Raw genomic sequence first — 15,559 nt, forward strand, 5'->3', positions numbered from 1 at the left:
GGGGGCGTCAGTCGGCGCTGGCGGATGAGGATTCGGCGCTGTCCGCATTGCGGTCGCCACGATCACCACGGTCGGAACGACCGCCGCGATCGTCGGAATCATCGCTGCCAAAACCGCCGTCGTCGTCGCGACGGCGACGGTCGCCTTTGTCGTCCTTGTTCTTCATGATCGCCGACATCTCGGTGACCGGCGCGTCGCGCTTGATCACCAGATGGCGCAGCACCGCGTCGTTGAAGCGGAAGCCCGAGAGCAGTTCGTCGAGAACCGTCTGGCTGACTTCGATGTTCAACAGCACGTAATGCGCTTTGGCCAGATGCTGCATCGGGAACGCCAGCTGGCGCCGGCCCCAGTCTTCCAGACGATGGATCTTGCCGCCATCGGACTCGATCATCGTCTTGTAACGATCGATCATGGCGGGTACTTGTTCGCTCTGGTCCGGATGGACCAGGAACACGACTTCATAATGACGCATGGCATTTCCTTTTGGGTGTCCGCACACAGTGCGGGGGCAGCCTCCCGACCAGCGGTGAGGCAAGAATCTTCGCCATGGACCAGCGAAGGGGCGCGGATAGTAAGGGATTCGGGCCTGCAGGGCAAGGCATCGGGGACCCTGCCTAGAACGCCTGCACCGTCCTCGGTGGATCGCGCAGCCAGCGGGCCCAGTCCGCAGCCAATTTCGCCAGGCCGCCCGGATAGCTTTCGTCCAGCAGCCGTTCGGCGGCAACCGGACGACAGGGCGCGCTTCGCTGCGTGGCCAGCACGGCGCCGAGGGCCTGCCTGCCATCGGGGCTGCCCATCAGCACGGCGACCAGGGCGTAGGCTCGCAGATAGCGCTGCTCACGCCCTTCAGCATAGAAAAGGAAGCCGTCCCGGGCCAACAGCTCGACCAGTTCGTTGCGACCATCGCCCTCGAGTGCCGCGCTGCGCAGGCTGGCCGTCGACTCCTCCAGGTCCACGCGCGCACCGAGCCCGGACACTTCGAGCTGCTCGAAGTACCCGGCCATGCCTTCGTTGATCGCGGTCGGCAGGCTGCCGATCCGCTCGTGGATCAGGGCATGGGTGATTTCGTGGCGCAGGATCTGGAAATTGGCTTCGTTCCGATCCTGCAGCCGCACATGGATCGTGCGATCCGCCATCGAATAGGTGCCCTCCGAACCGATCATGAGCGGATTGCCGACCCGCTGCGCGTAGGACTGCGCCGAGGCGATGAACTCGACGTTGAGGACGAGGCCCGGATCCCCGTCCACGCCGAGCGAACCGCGCAGGATGCGTTCGATGGCCTGGGCATCGGCCATCGCGCGCTGGGCCAGGAAGTCGGGCAGATTGACATCGTAACCGCTGGCGTTGACGACGATCGGTGGCAGCCCATCGACCTCGATCCGGCGATGGCCTTCGGCCTTGCCGACCGGTGCCTGGTCGGAAAAGTGCTGGATCCCGGACTCGTCCACCCAACGATGGATGGCGACCTTCTTCGCCCTGGCCTTGCTGGCCGTTCCGGCCAGGCACGCCTGCTCCGGCAGGGCGGCATGCATGGCGGCCAAGGCTGCATCCATCAGCGAGGGTTGGCCGGGACTCGACGAGTCCCGGACGTCCCGAACCTGCGCTTCCCGATCCTTCGGGGCTACCGATGAGGCCTCCGCCATCCCGGGCGGAACCGGACCTTCCAGGTGCCCGGGCCTGGTTCGATGCACGTCGGAGCGTTCGGCCAGAAGGTGGTCCGCGGTCTGCCGCTGCCAGAGAAACACGCCGCAGACGAACAGCAGGATCAGCAGAAGCCAAGGGCGCATCAGCGCCCCGCCCCGGTTTGCAACAGCCACCTGTCGAAGCATCCGCTTCCTCGCCGCAGAAGCGCGGCGGTCCATCGGCGTTCGTGCGCGGGGTTCTCGGCCGATGGGTGGTCCTGGAAGGCGGTATTCATGCTTGAAGCATACCGCTGTCGAGCACGACCGCCGCACGACCCGGGCCCTGCGCAGCAGATGCGCACCCTCGCAGTCAGCCGGGGGTCAACGCCCCTGTGTTTAAACTGAACGGCCGTGCGTCTGCTGGCACATAGTCCCTTGACCAGAGAGGAGATCACCATGATGGATTGGCTCACCGCCCCCGAACACGCCCACTGGGTGGATCTCGGTATATCGGTCGGAGGGCGCCTGCTCGGTGCCCTGGTTTTGCTGCTGGTCGGCCTCAAGCTCGCACACATGCTGGCGAACTGGATCGGCGGCAAGCTGCAAAAGAGCAGGATCGAGTCGACTGCGGCCCTGTTCCTCGGCCGTATCATCCTCGTTGTGTTGCAGGTGGTCCTGCTGCTCGCCGTCGTGCAGGTGCTGGGCGTGCCGATGACCTCGATGTTCGCGGTCCTCGGCGCGGCCGGGCTGGCCATCGGTCTTGCCCTCAAGGACTCCCTCTCGAATATCGCGTCCGGCGTTATGCTGGTCACCTTGCGGCCGTTCCATGTCGATGACATCGTCACCATCAACGGCGTCACCGGCAAGGTCGAGATGGTCAACATCTTCCAGACCCGGCTCCGCGGCGCCGACAATCAGGTCATCACCCTGCCCAATTCGCTGATCACCAACGACTCGATCATCAATCTGACGCCGGATACGATGCGTCGCATCGAACTGGTTATCGGGATCGGCTACTCTGACGACATCGACAAGGCCCGTGCCATCGCCATGGACGCCATGCAATCCGATCCGCGGGTACTGGCCGAACCAGAGCCGTCGGTGTTCGTCTACGAACTGGCCGAAAGCAGCGTCAATCTGGGCATCCGCTGCCACGTCGCCAATGCCGACTGGTTTGCCACGCGCTGCGAGTTGACCGAGCAGGTCAAGAAGCGCTTCGACAAGGACGGCATCAGCATCCCGTTCCCGCAACGCGACCTGCATCTGGTCAGTGGCGTCCCCAGCCTGGGAGGCAAGGCCGAGCCAAAGGCGGCCTGACGAGGCGGCGGCGGAAATCCGAACGGCAGGAATCCGGTTGTGACGGATTCCTGCCGGCGACCGGGTCTATGCAATCCCGGACTACTATTCGCTTGCGGCCTGGCAGGCCAGCAGGTCGCTGTCCTTGATCACCCACTTGTCATTGTCGGCACACAAGGCGACATCCGACACCACGCACTCGTCGCCATCCTCGTCGACGACCTTGACGTCCCAGCTGTCGCAGGGCACGCCGGTCAGGGTGAACTGATCACCGGTTTCGATGGTGTGATCGCCGAGCTGGTCTTCGCCCCATTCATCATCGTCGGTCGGCGAAAAGTACATCTCATGGATCGCCCAGTTCGACTTGTTGACGATGATGACCTTGGAATCGCCTTTGCCGGCGAAAGCCGGTGGAGCCAGCACAACTGCAAACAGCAAACCGCAAAGTGCGATCTGGTTGATCTTCGACATGGAGAGTCACCTTTTGTCTGGGGAAGCTGCTGGTTTCGTTGCGCAACCGCTGGATCGAGCGGCGCGTCATCGCTCTGCAAGGAGCGGGCCATGCATTGGCCCGGGCTCGCAATGAAAAATGCCCGCGCCAGGCGGGCATTTCCAGGTCATCGCGATGGCCGGGGACGCATCAGGCGGCGTGGGCCAGGCGGTAGCCCTTGATCCGGCTGGCGAACTCCTGAAGCGCGCGAATGCCGCTGGCCTCGGCTTCGCGACACCATTGCTTCAATCCTTCAAGCATGGCTTCACCGTTGCGCTGCTCCATGAGTTCGTGCAAGCGCCGGCGATAGTCCATCACGGTGGCCATGGCCGGGCGCTGGCTGACCCAGGTTCCGAGCCGCTCGCGAGCATCGTGGTCGAGCCAGCGCCCGCCGCTCGAGAGCGCCTTGCGCAGGCGACGCGGCAGTTCCTTGAGGCTGGCACCCGCTTGGGCCACTTCCTCGTGCAAGGTTGGCGCGGTGACGCCACGGAAGTAGTCGGTCATGACCTGGAACTTGTGGGTCAACAGGGCCTTGATCGTGTCGTTGTCCGGCGCGTGGATGTCGTTGCGGATATCCAGCGACGGCGCCACGCGAAGGACCTTGGCCATGCCGATCGCCTCGAACATGCGGATCGCGGCCCAACCGATGTCGAACTCGAAGCTGCGCAGCGCGAACTTGGCCGAGCTCGGGAATGCGTGATGGTTGTTGTGCAGTTCCTCACCACCGATGACGAAGCCCCACGGTGTCAGGTTGGTCGAGGTATCGTCGCTTTCGACGTTGCGGTAGCCCCACCAGTGGCCGAGACCGTTGACCACGCCAGCGGCCATGAACGGGATCCAGATCATCTGGCAGGCCCAGATGACCACGCCCCAGAGACCGAACAGGGCAAATCCGAGGAACAGCATCAGGGTCGGACCGAATTCCGGATAGCGACCGTAGACATTGCGCTCGAGCCAGTCGTCCGGCGTACCGCGACCGTACTTCTCGGTAATCGACGGATCCTTGCGCGCCGTCCGATACAGGTCGACGCCATCCAGCAGCACCTTCTTGATGCCATAGATCTGCGGGCTGTGCGGATCCTCCGCGGTTTCGCACTTGGCGTGGTGCTTGCGATGGATCGCCACCCACTCCTTAGTCACCATGGCCGTCGAGAACCAGGCCCAGAAACGGAAGAAATGCGCGAGTACCGGGTGGAAGTCGACACCCCGATGGGCCTGGCTGCGATGCAGGTACAGGGTCACCGAGAAGATCGTGAACTGGGAGACGACGATGAAATAGACAACCAGCATCGGCCATGACGCATGGGTCAGGCCGTTGGTGAGGAACGTGACAATCGAATCAAACATGGAATTCCACCGGGAAAAGCCGAACCATGACTATACGCGACGCCTGTCGGGTGAACCAGATACCTGGGTCCCGACAATCGCGTACGCGCGCGGATGGCCGATCCGGGAATGGATCCGGGCCCGTCATGGCCTCCTACCATATGGCGCTGCAGGCGCGGCATTCAAGCAAGTGCCGCGCAGCCGCCTTTGGTTGCTATTCGGATCGAGCCACGATCCGGCCCTGTTTCATCACCATCGTGGGCCGCTCGGTGGCGCGGATGTCGGCCAGTACATTGCCAGGCACGGCAACGATGTCGGCGAATTTCCCGGCCTCCAGGGTACCGGTCTCGGACTCGATGCCGAGCAGGCGAGCGGAACCCTGGCTACTGGTCATCAAGGCCGCTGCAGGGCTCATGCCGAGCTTCACGTAGTCGCCGAACTCGCGGGCATTGAGACCGTGCGGAAAGACCGCTGCGTCGGTTCCGAACGCGATCGGAACGCCGATCTTCAGCGCGTTGGCGAACATCTCGCCATGCGCCTTGCCGGCCGCCCTCGCCTTGCCGGCAATCTTGGGTGGGTAGGTATCGGCCTTTTCCACCACCCACTCCTGGGTCATGCGCGTCGGCACCAGGTAGACGCCACGCTCCTTCATCAGGCGCAGCGTGGCCGGCTTGAGGAAGCTGCCATGTTCGATCGAGTCGATGCCGGCCTCGACCGCCTGCTGCGCGGCCAGATCGCCGTGACTGTGCGCCGCCACCTTGCGCCCCCAGGTGTGCGCCTCGCCGATGATGGCCTTGAGCTCGGCCGGCGTCAGTTGGGGCACGTCGACCGGATCGGACTCCGAGAGCACGCCACCCGATGCACAGATCTTGATCAGGTCGGCGCCGAACTTCATCTGCTCGCGCACCGCCAGCCTGCATTCCTCGGCACCGTTGCAAACGCCTTCGAGCGGGCCCGCCGGCTTGACCCGGTCCGGCGGAAACGGCGAACTGTCGCAGTGGCCGCCGGTTGAACCGAGGGCGTGCCCCGCCACCAGCATGCGCGGCCCTTCGACCAGGCCGTCGTTGATCGCGTTGCGCAGACCCACATCGATGAAGTCGGCGGCGCCGACCTCGCGTACGGTGGTTACCCCCGCTTCGAGCGTAACGCGCGCATTGCGGGCCGCGTGAAAGGACTGCTCGACCGGAAAGCGCAGCATGCCCTCGTAGAAGCCCTGGGCCCAGTTCTCGCTGTAGTCAGAGGCGATGTGGGTGTGCGCGTCGATATAGCCGGGCACCAGGGTGGCGTCACCGAGGTCCATCACCCGGGCATCGGCTGGAATCGTCGCATTCGCGCCGACGGCCCGGATCGTCTTGCCCTGGATCACGATTACCCCGGGGCTGTCGAGCTTGCCGCTGCGCCCATCGAAAAGGTGCGCAGCCTTGAGGACGATCGTCTGCGTCTCGCTTTCGTTGGCGAGCGCCGAATCCGGGTTCGTGGCCGAGCCCGCCACCATGGCCGCAACCAGCAACGCAAGCGCATTGACCCTCATCGCAATTCCCCCTTCGCCAGTGATGGCCGAAGTCTAACCCCTGGGAGCCTGTCGGACTTCAATCGATCGGGCTGCAAATCCGTCTGCGCGGCCCATGTTTCCGCGGCTTCCTGGCCCATGGAACCACCATGGGCCTGCGAATCGTCGAAAATCCGTCCTCACGCAGCCGAATATTCGCCTCGACCGCTCAAGTCCGACAGACTCCTCGCGGCGTTCGGGCGATCGGGTTGGTCCGGTCAGTCGAATCCGCTGGCGAAGATCTGGTCCGCCTGCAGCTCATAGGCGCCGATGTCCACGGCCGCCCAGCGTGGCTGTCCGCGCTGGTCGGTGGGCAACGCACCGGTTGCAGTACCCGCATTGAATGCCGGCGAGGCGGCGGTCAGTGCCATGGTCTCGGTCAACCCGCCATTGCCGGCGATGGCGCCGAGGTTCGCATTGGCGAACAGCGCACCCGGCGTGACCGCCGTTTCCGCCTGATTCGAGACCGGCCGGATCTGCGGCCACTGCATGTTGTTGCTGCCACTGACCGGATACAGCATGGCCCAGGGGTTGTAGGCGTTGCCGCCGGTGTTGTTGAGGAAAACGGTATTGCGCATGGTGATGGCCAGACCGTTGCCGTTGCTGATGCCACCGGCAAAGCAGACATCGCATTGGGCCACATTGTTGGCGATGGTCAGGTTCTGCAGGATCAGCCCACCGCTGCCTTGCAGGTTGATCGCCCCGCCGAGCCCGGTCCGCGCAATGTTGCCGACGAAGGTGCTGTTGCTGATGTCGCCCGATGCGCGGATCAGGGTCGCGGTCTGGTGGTCGAAGATCGACAAACCGCCGTAGCCAGCGGCCTGGTTGTCGCGGAAGGTCGAGCCGCGGATCGAGAACGGCCCGCCCTGCAGGTAGACGCCACCGGTATGCGCATTGCTGGTGCCGACACTGTTGTTGCCCTGGATGGTCGAATCGAGGATCCGGGTGAAGCTGGTGGTGTCGTAGACCGTAGTGAAAAGACCGGCTCCGTAGGCATTGGACTGGTTGTCGAGCAGACGCACGCGGCACAGGTTGACGGTGCGGTCGGCACCGTCGATGCCGATCGCGCCGGCATTGCCGCCATTGCCCGGATTGCCGCCCGTGCCGGTCGCGGTATTGGCCGAGAGCTCGCTGTCGAACAGGTTGACCCGTTTGGAGCCCAGCGAGTAGATCGCGCCGCCGTTCGAGCCGCTGTTGCCGCTCATCATCACGTCAACGAGGCTCAGTTCGCTGGCACCGACCACATAGATGCCGCCACCGCCGTCGTCCTGGGCGGTGGCTATGGCGTGGTTGCTGGCGAAATTCGAATGGAAAATTCGAATCGTCACGGCCTGCCACGGCCCGCCGGTTGGCTTCCACAGGCCGGCGCCCGAGCCTGTTGGCGTCGAGCCGTTGGCGATCGTCGCGTTGAGCAAATCGAAGGCATAGGTCTGGTTGTTCGGATTGTCGATCCGGATCACCCGCCGCGCATTGCCACCGGACAGGGTCGCGCCGCCGGCATCGAGTTGGGTCGCCCGGGTGATGCGCAGTTCGGCGCTGAGCGTGAGTGTCGATGTACCGATATCGAGCCGTATTGGCCCGCCTGCATCGAGTGCCGCTTGCAGGGCGGCAGTCGTGACACTGCCCGGCGAGCCATTGCCGATCACGACCGGATTGACCAGTTGCGGGGTTGCCGGCGCCACGCAGTCGAACCCGGGCTGGGCCAGCGCCGGGATGATCCAGCCCAGGAGTATCGCCAGGCAGAGGAATCTGGTCATGGGTATCCGCACCGATTGCAAGGCAACAGGATGAGGCACAGGCCCATTCATTTCCGTGAAGCCTGCTTCAGACCGGCATCACGGGCAACCCTCTCCCGCTGGCGCTCCGATCCGGGCCTCGAGCAAGGAAGAAGGAACAGGATGCGCAGACTTCCGGATCCTTGATGCTTCCCTGTGTTGCACCTGTTGCGCCTGTATCGAGAGACCCCCTCGACCGCCCGCACCGGCACCCTGCGATGGTGGTACGCAGCCCGACTTCAGCAGCCCTGCCTTCCTTTCGCCGCTACGTCCCGGCCTGTTCGAGTTTTACCGGCGAGACAAAGCCGGCAGGTTTGGCGGCAAGCACCGAACACTGCAACTGTTCGAAGACCCCTTCGGCCGTATTCCCGATCAGCAAGCCCGCTATGCCTGTTCTGGCGACCGTTCCCATGACTACGAGATCAGCCTGCACATGTTTCGCCAATTCAGGTATGACAGAGGCGGCCACCCCGCGACGCAGATGAAATTCAGGAGAAAGGAAGGCGCTGGCATCCTCGCCGATCCGTGCCTTCAATTCCTGCCGAAGGAGGTTGAATGCACTTGCATGACTCGAACGCACGCCCTCGACATAGTCGCTGCTCGCGACAGCCGGGTCGTTGGCCCAAAGTCGCACCATCGATTCGCCGGGCGCATCCCAGACATGGACAACATGCAGCGTCGCGAAATCCGAAAAAGCGAGCGAACCCGCCAATCCAAGGATCTGCCGATTGAGGCTCTCCTCCACTGGATCCGGCCTGTCCGGGTCCAGATCAACGGCGGCAAGGATGTTCCGGCATTTCGGAGCTTCATCCGCTCTCGTCAACCACACCGGACACGGACAATTACGCAGCAACTGCATGTCCTGACTTCCGAAGATCCTTTCGATATAGCCTGGATTTTCGGCCGGTTTGATCAACAGATCGTGGCCATTTTCCAATACGACCCGAATGGCTTCGAGATACGTCCTGCCCACGAGCACGTCCACGCGAATTTTCAGGCGTTCTGCGTAAGGCTCGATCAGTGCCTCGATCCTTTTCCGGCTGGCGTCCACCATGGACGCCACGGGATCGTTTGATGTCCGGCCGCCGAACCGCATGCGGAAACCTTCCGAAACAGCCGGCACGACATCGATTACGGTCAATTCTGCCTGGTTGTTCTCCGCCAACGACACGGCGCGCAGGATCGACGCGTCCTGGGATGCAGCCTCTTCACACACGTAAAGAATCTTCTTGAATTCATTCATCCCGACCACCCTGCAATTTCCCGCAAGCAATCCTGTATTCGACAATGAAAACGGGTGACCAAGGCACCCTACGAGCTGCCGGTCTGGTTGTCCATCACGGGCTGGTAGCCCCGATCCCGCACATCCTGGACGATCGTATCGATCTCTTCGGTGCCCACCTGCAGCAAAGCCAATGCGGTTGCTCCGAGGCGCAGACTCGATTCGATCAGTTCAGGATTGGCATGGGTAGCACCCGCTGCAAGCAAGCGGGAACTGGATTCGAGATCCCGCGCACGCGCAATCACCGGCACCTGGGGACAAACCCGATTCAGGTAGGAAATCGCCGCATGGGCCATATCCGGGTTATCGACGGCGACGACTACCAGAGCAGCCCGGTCCACATGAATGGCCGCAAGCAATGCAGGATCGGCGATGTCGCCCAGCCAGACAGAATGACCATCTGCCCTCCCCTGCATCACCCGCTTCGGATCCGTATCAAAAACGGCAAACGGAACACCGCTTGCATGCAACAGCACGGCGACGGTATGTCCCACACGGCCATAGCCACCGATCACGACCTGCTGCCCGGATACATGCGGCAATTCCGCAGGGTCTTCAATCGCTTCTTGAGGCTTCTTGATCAGAAGGTCAGCGATCTTGCCGTTGAAGCGGATCAGCATGGCGCCGACAACCATCGAGAGCAGTACGGAGCTGATGGCGATCTGTCCGAGCTGGATGTCCAGCACGCTCGAATCGATCGCGATAGCGATGAGCGCCAGCCCGAACTCGCCCCCTACGCTCAGCATCAGACCGGTACGCCACCTCATTCGGGCGTCGCCGCCGACCTTGCTTACCAGCCCGGCAACGATCAGCGTCTTGCTCGTGACGATGAGCAACGCGCCCAGTGCTACCCAGTGCCAGATGGGCGGGATCGCCGCAGGGTTGAATCGCATGCCGATACCGACAAAGAACAGGCCCAGCAGCACGTCGCGAAATGGACTAACGCTGGACTCCACCTGGTGGCGGAACTCCGTTTCGCCCAGCATCATGCCGGCGAGAAATCCTCCGAATGCCAGCGACAAGCCCAGGCTATTGGTAACCCAGGCGGCCAGCAGGGCGACCAGAAGCACGGCCAGGGTGAACATCTCGAGCGATCCACTCTTGCTGACCAGATAGAACAGCGGCCGCAGCAACCAACGCCCGGCGAAGTAGACCAGCGCGAAGGCGAGTACGGCCTTGGCAAGAGCGAGGCCAAGGCTTCCCGCAAGTACGCTCGCCGAGACGGAAACACCCAGCACCGGGATCACGACCAGGAACGGAACGGCGGTGACATCCTGGAAAACCGACATGGCCAGCCCGAGACGGCCGTGCTGGGTGTTTTCCTCACCCTGCTCCTTGAGCAAACTGGAAATGATCGTCGTGGACGATTGAGCGAAGACCGCACCGAACACAAAGGCGGCGGCAGTCGGAAGCCCGACGAGCCACACCACCAATCCGACCCCCATAGTGGTGAACGCTACTTGCCCGGTTCCCAGACCGAGGACCTGATGCCGCAACGCATGCAGCTTGGGCAGCGAGAAATTGAGGCCTATGGTGAACAGCAGAAAGACGACACCGAACTCCGCCAGCGCTGCCAGCTCAGGCATCGATACCACAGGCCCGATTGTGTGCGGCCCGAGCACCACCCCGACCAGCAGGTATCCCAGGCTGGTCGGTATATGCAGGCGCTGAAAAACGACCACGACACCGATCGCGGCGGCCAGAAGCAGCATGATCTGTACGAGATTTTCCATCGGACCTCGGATCAATCGCGATAGCGTTGGGTTGGGCGTGGCAAAACGATTCCTGGCCGCTCAATAAGCCCTGCTCTGACTGCCGGAAGATGCAAGCTGCAGATTCATCTGTCCCTCCCTTGGTCTGATGAATCAATTGCCCGGGCGACGCCTGCCTGCGCGCAACGCATCGTTGCGCGAAGGCAGGTATCGTGACGGTTGCGCCACTTGCTCAGACTCTCGCTAGGCTGCGAAGTCGCCGCTTCGCTCCGGCTGGTAGGTCACCTCGACAATCTCGACATTCAACATGCCTCCGCCGGGCGCGGGCCAGGCGATCTCGTCGCCTTCGCTGAGTCCGAGCAGGGCGCTTCCGACGGGCGCCAGGATCGAAATCGTATCGCTTGAACGACCCGCGTCGCGCGGATAGACCAGGGTCAGGGAGAACGTCGAGCCGCTGGATGCGATCCTGAAGCGCACCGAAGAATTCATGGTCACCACACTGGCTGGAACTTGCGTTGGCTCAACGATACGGGCGCGCGCAATCTCCTCCTCCAACTCCCGGCGACCCGGAAAGGATTTGTAGTCGGGAGATTCAAGCATCCGCTCCAACCGCTCCGCGTCAACCCGGGACAACGTGATTTCTGGCTTCTTCTTCATGACCTTCCAAAGTAGTTGTATGTTCGAAATCCAACGACGAGCTGAAGCATCTCCGATGGCGAACGAATTTGGCAACGCACATGAACTGCGTCGCGCACCAGACTTGCCCAAGGTTATGCCGATATCGGGGTTCTTGGGATACGTCCGCTTTTCAAACCGCCTGTCGACATCTGTTTGTGGCACCTGGCCAGAGAGATTCAAGCAGGTTCTTCGAGAGACTTGCCTGAAGTGCTTCGAAATGTCGCCCCAAGGGGCTGTTTTCAGCCTGCGAGGGTGACATCGGGGGGAGATTGACCCGAAAAGCCGGGCAGCCATGACAATCGCGACAAGCAGTGGGTCGGATTGCGTTCCGGGTCCTCGGGCGCCGCGCAAACAGCTGATTCCTCGAATTTGGTCGGGGACTGACCGGCCCGCGTCGCGGCGTGGCGGATCGCGCCAGGACTCCTTCCTGCCCTGGAAGGTGTCCACGACCTTCACCTGCCTGCACGAGGGGCCATGTGCGAACCGGCGCGCATGGTCTTGACGCGCCGGGTGTGATCCTTTCGCCCAGGGATCGCGATCAACCCCCAGGCCCGTGGCCACCCTTCGCTGGCGCGCTTGCACGGGTTTCGCGAGGTTTCGTCATGGAAGGCTTCCGGGCGCCGAAAAGGGGCCACAGAAAAAAGGACCAGTGAGGACAACTCACTGATCCTTAATTCCTTTTAATGGCGCGCCCGGAGAGATTCGAACTCCCGACCACCAAGTTCGTAGCCTGGTACTCTATCCAGCTGAGCTACGGGCGCTTTGATCGTCGTCTTGGCGGAAAAAGCTGCGTTGCGCAGCCGGCCCGGTCCAACGAGGGGCGGGATTATTCTGTGCCGGGCGGGTTTCGTCAACTCCCCCGTGAAACTATTTTCAACGACCAGCGCCCGGGGCACCCCGATTTCCGCTCGCTGACGGTGTTGCTGCCGACTGCGCCTCAGTTCTTCTTGCGCGGCCGAACATACAGGACGAGGCTGTGATCCTCGATCTGGTAACCGTGCCTTTCCGCGACTTCGCGCTGCAGGCGCTCGATCTCCTCGCTGGTGAACTCGATCACCTTGCCCGACTCGACATCGATCATGTGATCGTGGTGCTTGCCGCGGTCGAGTTCGTAGACGGCCTGGCCGCCCTCGAAATTGTGCTTGAGCACGAGACCGGCGGCCTCGAACTGGGTCAGCACCCGATAAACCGTAGCCAGGCCGATGTCATCCTGGTGCTCGAGCAGTTCGCGGTAGATATCCTCGGCGGTGACGTGCTTGCCATCCAGGTTTTCGAGGATCTCCAGGATCCGCATCCGCGGGTGGGTGACCTTCAACCCCGCCTTGCGTAGATCGGTTGATTCCATGGCTGTCCTCCGCATGCCGATTCGGCGTTCCATAACGATCAGGAAAGGATGGCTAGTGTATCATCCGGGGTTTGGTCATCGCCGAGCCCGAACGCATGCTGCTACGCCTGATAGCCCTGATCGCACTGGCTGCCCTCTCCGGTTGCGGAGTGCTCTACAAACTGGACGTTCAGCAGGGCAACCTGTTCAACAAGACCCAGGTCGAAACCCTCAAGCCGGGTATGAGCAAGCGTCAGGTCCTGCTGGTCATGGGCTCGCCGTCGATCATCAGTCCGTTCAACCAGAACCGCTGGGACTATGTGTCCAGCATCAAGCGCGGCCGCGGCAAGATGGAGAGCAAGGATCTCGTGCTCTACTTCGAGAACGAGGCCCTGGCCCGCATCGAGGGCGACTACTTCCCGGAGGATCCGGAACAGCTCATTCGCGATGCGCGCAAGTACAAGCGCCAGTACCCGGACGAGAAGCGCGAAGACGACAAGAAGAAGCGCCGCGGCGGCGAGGGTCAGGGCTGATCGAATTCAGCGCGCGGACGAGGATTTCGCCCGCTTGCGCCTGGCTTCCTTCGGGTCGATCGCGAGCGGCCGATAGAGCTCGACCCGATCGCCCTGCCTGAGCAGGGCCGTGCGGGCCGCGGGCCTGGACCAGATGCCGACGTCCAGCCGCATTGCATCGATGCCGCATTCGGCCTCGACCCGGGATTCCCGGATCGCGTCGGCCACGCTGGCCGGAACGCCCAGCTTCAGCGCGCGCAGGAACTGGATGCCCGGCGCGACATAGGCGACCTCGACGTCGATCCGCTCAGCCATCGTTGCGGCGCGCAATCCGGCAGAAATCATCGACCATGCGATCGGCCAGGTTCTGGAAACCCAGTCTGAGGGCCGGCGCGGTGTACCGGCCGGCATAGTCGAAATCCAGCGCGAACAGGACCTTGCAGCCCGACTCGCCGAGGGCGACAAAGGTCCATTCGCCCTCGAGGGTGCGGAACGGGCCGTCGACCAGGTGCATGTGGATGCGCTCGGGACGCGACACCGTGTTGCGCGTGGTGAAGCTCTGGTTCATGCCGGCCAGACGAAGATCCAGCCGGGCCGTCAGCTCGGACTCCGCGCGCGCCATGACCTCCGAGCCGGCGCACCAGGGAAACAGGCTCGGGTATGCTTCCACGTGGTTGACCAGGTCGAACATCACCTCGGGCGGACGGGCCACGAGGGCATTGCGGCGAATCTGGATCAAGCGAACCTCTCAAACGAATGTGATGGTGCTTCGGACTGCCCGCCGACTCACCCGGCCGAAATTCCAGGTCAATCAGGGCCGATGCCCGAGGAAACACCCTTAACAGCATGACCAAGCAGAAAGACAAGGACAAGAAGAGCGGCGGGACGATCGCCCTGAACAAGCGCGCCCGGCATGAATATCATATCGACGAGCGCTACGAGGCGGGCGTCGCCCTGCAGGGCTGGGAGGTCAAGAGCCTCCGGGCCGGCCGGACCAACCTGACCGATGCCTACGCAATCGTCCGCAACGGCGAAATCTACCTGTTCGGCGCCTCGATCGTGCCGCTGATCTCGGCCTCCTCGCACGTCGTCGCCGACGACCGGCGCACGCGCAAGCTGCTCCTGCACCGCGCGGAAATCGACAAGCTGGTCGGTGCGGTCGAACGCAAGGGCTACACGATGGTGCCGATGGCCATGTACTGGAAAGGCAACAAGGTCAAGATCGAACTCGGCCTGGCCCGCGGCAAGCAGGACCACGACAAGCGCAACGCGATCAAGGAAAAAGACTGGCAGCGCGACAAGCAGCGCGCGATGCGCGCCCACAACAAGGGCGCCTGAGGCCACTGGAACCGGAGCCACCCCTACGCCAGCTCTCCGCTCCGCCGTAGGAGCGCCTTCAGGCGCGATGCTTTGAATGCGTCCGACGGCGATCCGGAGACAGGCCCGGCCTACACCGGAATCCGTCGTCCCTGCGCAGGCAGGAACCCAGCGACTTTCCCGTAACCGCGCATGCGCAATCGCCGCCCCGCTGCAAATAGACCCGCCGCACCACCCACTTGAATCGCGAACATTCATCCCGATCTCGTCAGCACATGCCGGCCACGTGCTAGCATGCCCTTCCCCGGGGGTGTCATGGCTTCGACGGGGGTAGTGAGATAGCTTGGTGCATGCCGAGGGGGCGACTTTCCTCGTTAATCCAGTAGCAAACTTTTAGTTGCCAACGACGACAACTACGCTCTCGCCGCTTAAGGCGTAAGCCGGGAACCCACTTGTGCTCATGCTCGTGGATGTACCGTCACTATCATGGGATAGCCCGAATCCGCGGTCTGACGGAGCACGGCGAAATCTTCCAGACTGGTCAACCGGTGCGTTTCGCACATCGTACTGCCGGAAGACGAGATCGAACGATGAGCTAAGCATGTAGGACTGGGCGTCAATCGCCTTCGGACGCGGGTTCAACTCCCGCCACCTCCACCAATAATGAAACCCCAAC

The 15,559-nt window shown here is 62.7% G+C and carries 15 protein-coding genes, 1 tRNA gene and 1 other RNA gene; 4 read left to right on the forward strand and 13 right to left on the reverse strand.

The features are described 5' to 3' along the window. Positions 1-7: 7 nt before the first annotated feature. Positions 8-472 carry a 30S ribosomal protein S6 gene (gene rpsF, locus BM125_RS03730; RefSeq protein WP_092405014.1) on the reverse strand — a complete coding sequence of 155 codons (465 nt, stop codon included), beginning with the start codon at positions 470-472 and terminating at the stop codon, positions 8-10. Positions 473-614: 142 nt separating this feature from the next. Continuing rightward, positions 615-1,787 carry a DUF4124 domain-containing protein gene (locus BM125_RS03735; protein ID WP_092405016.1) on the reverse strand — a complete coding sequence of 391 codons (1,173 nt, stop codon included), beginning with the start codon at positions 1,785-1,787 and terminating at the stop codon, positions 615-617. Between the two features lie 291 nt (positions 1,788-2,078). Here BM125_RS03735 and BM125_RS03740 point away from each other — a divergent pair, with 291 nt between their 5' ends. After that, a complete protein-coding gene (locus BM125_RS03740) occupies positions 2,079-2,939 on the forward strand; it encodes a mechanosensitive ion channel family protein (RefSeq protein WP_092405018.1) in 861 nt (286 codons plus the stop codon). 84 nt (positions 2,940-3,023) lie between these two features. Here the strand turns inward: BM125_RS03740 and BM125_RS03745 are convergent, their stop codons facing one another. From BM125_RS03745 to fur, 9 genes are all read right to left on the reverse strand, one after another. Continuing rightward, on the reverse strand, positions 3,024-3,389 hold the full coding sequence (locus BM125_RS03745; RefSeq protein WP_092405020.1) for a hypothetical protein: 366 nt from the start codon (positions 3,387-3,389) through the stop codon (positions 3,024-3,026). A 169-nt stretch (positions 3,390-3,558) separates the two neighbouring features. After that, positions 3,559-4,755, reverse strand: coding sequence for a DesA family fatty acid desaturase (locus BM125_RS03750; protein WP_092405022.1), 1,197 nt, complete (start codon positions 4,753-4,755; stop codon positions 3,559-3,561). Positions 4,756-4,948: 193 nt separating this feature from the next. Continuing rightward, a complete protein-coding gene (locus BM125_RS03755) occupies positions 4,949-6,265 on the reverse strand; it encodes a metal-dependent hydrolase family protein (protein WP_217647796.1) in 1,317 nt (438 codons plus the stop codon). 236 nt (positions 6,266-6,501) lie between these two features. After that, complete coding sequence (locus BM125_RS03760) at positions 6,502-8,040, reverse strand: right-handed parallel beta-helix repeat-containing protein (RefSeq protein WP_092405024.1); 1,539 nt, start codon at positions 8,038-8,040, stop codon at positions 6,502-6,504. 283 nt (positions 8,041-8,323) lie between these two features. Beyond that, a complete protein-coding gene (locus tag BM125_RS03765) occupies positions 8,324-9,301 on the reverse strand; it encodes a universal stress protein (RefSeq protein ID WP_092405026.1) in 978 nt (325 codons plus the stop codon). Between the two features lie 68 nt (positions 9,302-9,369). After that, positions 9,370-11,073: a cation:proton antiporter gene (locus tag BM125_RS03770; RefSeq protein ID WP_092405028.1), complete on the reverse strand. Its 1,704-nt coding sequence runs from the start codon at positions 11,071-11,073 to the stop codon at positions 9,370-9,372. Positions 11,074-11,295: 222 nt separating this feature from the next. Continuing rightward, complete coding sequence (rnk, locus tag BM125_RS03775) at positions 11,296-11,910, reverse strand: nucleoside diphosphate kinase regulator (RefSeq protein ID WP_245778778.1); 615 nt, start codon at positions 11,908-11,910, stop codon at positions 11,296-11,298. 504 nt (positions 11,911-12,414) lie between these two features. Beyond that, positions 12,415-12,491 (reverse strand) — tRNA-Arg (locus BM125_RS03780). A 176-nt stretch (positions 12,492-12,667) separates the two neighbouring features. Next, positions 12,668-13,075 (reverse strand): ferric iron uptake transcriptional regulator, encoded by a 408-nt coding sequence (gene fur / locus BM125_RS03785; RefSeq protein WP_092405032.1) that lies wholly within the window; start codon positions 13,073-13,075, stop codon positions 12,668-12,670. A gap of 95 nt (positions 13,076-13,170) precedes the next feature. Here fur and BM125_RS03790 point away from each other — a divergent pair, with 95 nt between their 5' ends. Next, on the forward strand, positions 13,171-13,587 hold the full coding sequence (locus tag BM125_RS03790) for an outer membrane protein assembly factor BamE (protein ID WP_092405192.1): 417 nt from the start codon (positions 13,171-13,173) through the stop codon (positions 13,585-13,587). A gap of 6 nt (positions 13,588-13,593) precedes the next feature. On the opposite strand, the gene BM125_RS03795 is transcribed toward BM125_RS03790, so the two are convergent. Both BM125_RS03795 and BM125_RS03800 read right to left on the reverse strand, forming a co-directional pair. Next, positions 13,594-13,881: an RnfH family protein gene (locus BM125_RS03795; protein WP_092405034.1), complete on the reverse strand. Its 288-nt coding sequence runs from the start codon at positions 13,879-13,881 to the stop codon at positions 13,594-13,596. After that, positions 13,874-14,305: a type II toxin-antitoxin system RatA family toxin gene (locus BM125_RS03800; protein WP_092405036.1), complete on the reverse strand. Its 432-nt coding sequence runs from the start codon at positions 14,303-14,305 to the stop codon at positions 13,874-13,876. Before BM125_RS03800 ends, BM125_RS03795 begins: the two co-directional genes overlap by 8 nt. Positions 14,306-14,412: 107 nt before the next feature. Between BM125_RS03800 and smpB the strand changes: the two genes are divergently transcribed. Next, positions 14,413-14,904: an SsrA-binding protein SmpB gene (gene smpB, locus BM125_RS03805; RefSeq protein WP_092405038.1), complete on the forward strand. Its 492-nt coding sequence runs from the start codon at positions 14,413-14,415 to the stop codon at positions 14,902-14,904. Between the two features lie 285 nt (positions 14,905-15,189). After that, positions 15,190-15,543, forward strand: a transfer-messenger RNA (tmRNA) gene (gene ssrA, locus BM125_RS03810). Positions 15,544-15,559: the final 16 nt, after the last annotated feature.

Source organism: Dokdonella immobilis, from assembly GCF_900115085.1.
Taxonomy (GTDB): domain Bacteria; phylum Pseudomonadota; class Gammaproteobacteria; order Xanthomonadales; family Rhodanobacteraceae; genus Dokdonella; species Dokdonella immobilis.

Excerpts from the sequence above, each read along its gene's own strand:
- rpsF (WP_092405014.1), bottom strand. The coding sequence starts at position 472 with ATGCGTCATTATGAAGTCGTGTTCCTGGTCCATCCGGACCAGAGCGAA.
- BM125_RS03735 (WP_092405016.1), bottom strand. The coding sequence starts at position 1,787 with ATGCGCCCTTGGCTTCTGCTGATCCTGCTGTTCGTCTGCGGCGTGTTT.
- BM125_RS03740 (WP_092405018.1), top strand. The coding sequence starts at position 2,079 with ATGATGGATTGGCTCACCGCCCCCGAACACGCCCACTGGGTGGATCTC.
- BM125_RS03745 (WP_092405020.1), bottom strand. The coding sequence starts at position 3,389 with ATGTCGAAGATCAACCAGATCGCACTTTGCGGTTTGCTGTTTGCAGTT.
- BM125_RS03750 (WP_092405022.1), bottom strand. The coding sequence starts at position 4,755 with ATGTTTGATTCGATTGTCACGTTCCTCACCAACGGCCTGACCCATGCG.
- BM125_RS03755 (WP_217647796.1), bottom strand. The coding sequence starts at position 6,265 with ATGAGGGTCAATGCGCTTGCGTTGCTGGTTGCGGCCATGGTGGCGGGC.
- BM125_RS03760 (WP_092405024.1), bottom strand. The coding sequence starts at position 8,040 with ATGACCAGATTCCTCTGCCTGGCGATACTCCTGGGCTGGATCATCCCG.
- BM125_RS03765 (WP_092405026.1), bottom strand. The coding sequence starts at position 9,301 with ATGAATGAATTCAAGAAGATTCTTTACGTGTGTGAAGAGGCTGCATCC.
- BM125_RS03770 (WP_092405028.1), bottom strand. The coding sequence starts at position 11,073 with ATGGAAAATCTCGTACAGATCATGCTGCTTCTGGCCGCCGCGATCGGT.
- fur (WP_092405032.1), bottom strand. The coding sequence starts at position 13,075 with ATGGAATCAACCGATCTACGCAAGGCGGGGTTGAAGGTCACCCACCCG.
- BM125_RS03790 (WP_092405192.1), top strand. The coding sequence starts at position 13,171 with ATGCTGCTACGCCTGATAGCCCTGATCGCACTGGCTGCCCTCTCCGGT.
- BM125_RS03795 (WP_092405034.1), bottom strand. The coding sequence starts at position 13,881 with ATGGCTGAGCGGATCGACGTCGAGGTCGCCTATGTCGCGCCGGGCATC.
- smpB (WP_092405038.1), top strand. The coding sequence starts at position 14,413 with ATGACCAAGCAGAAAGACAAGGACAAGAAGAGCGGCGGGACGATCGCC.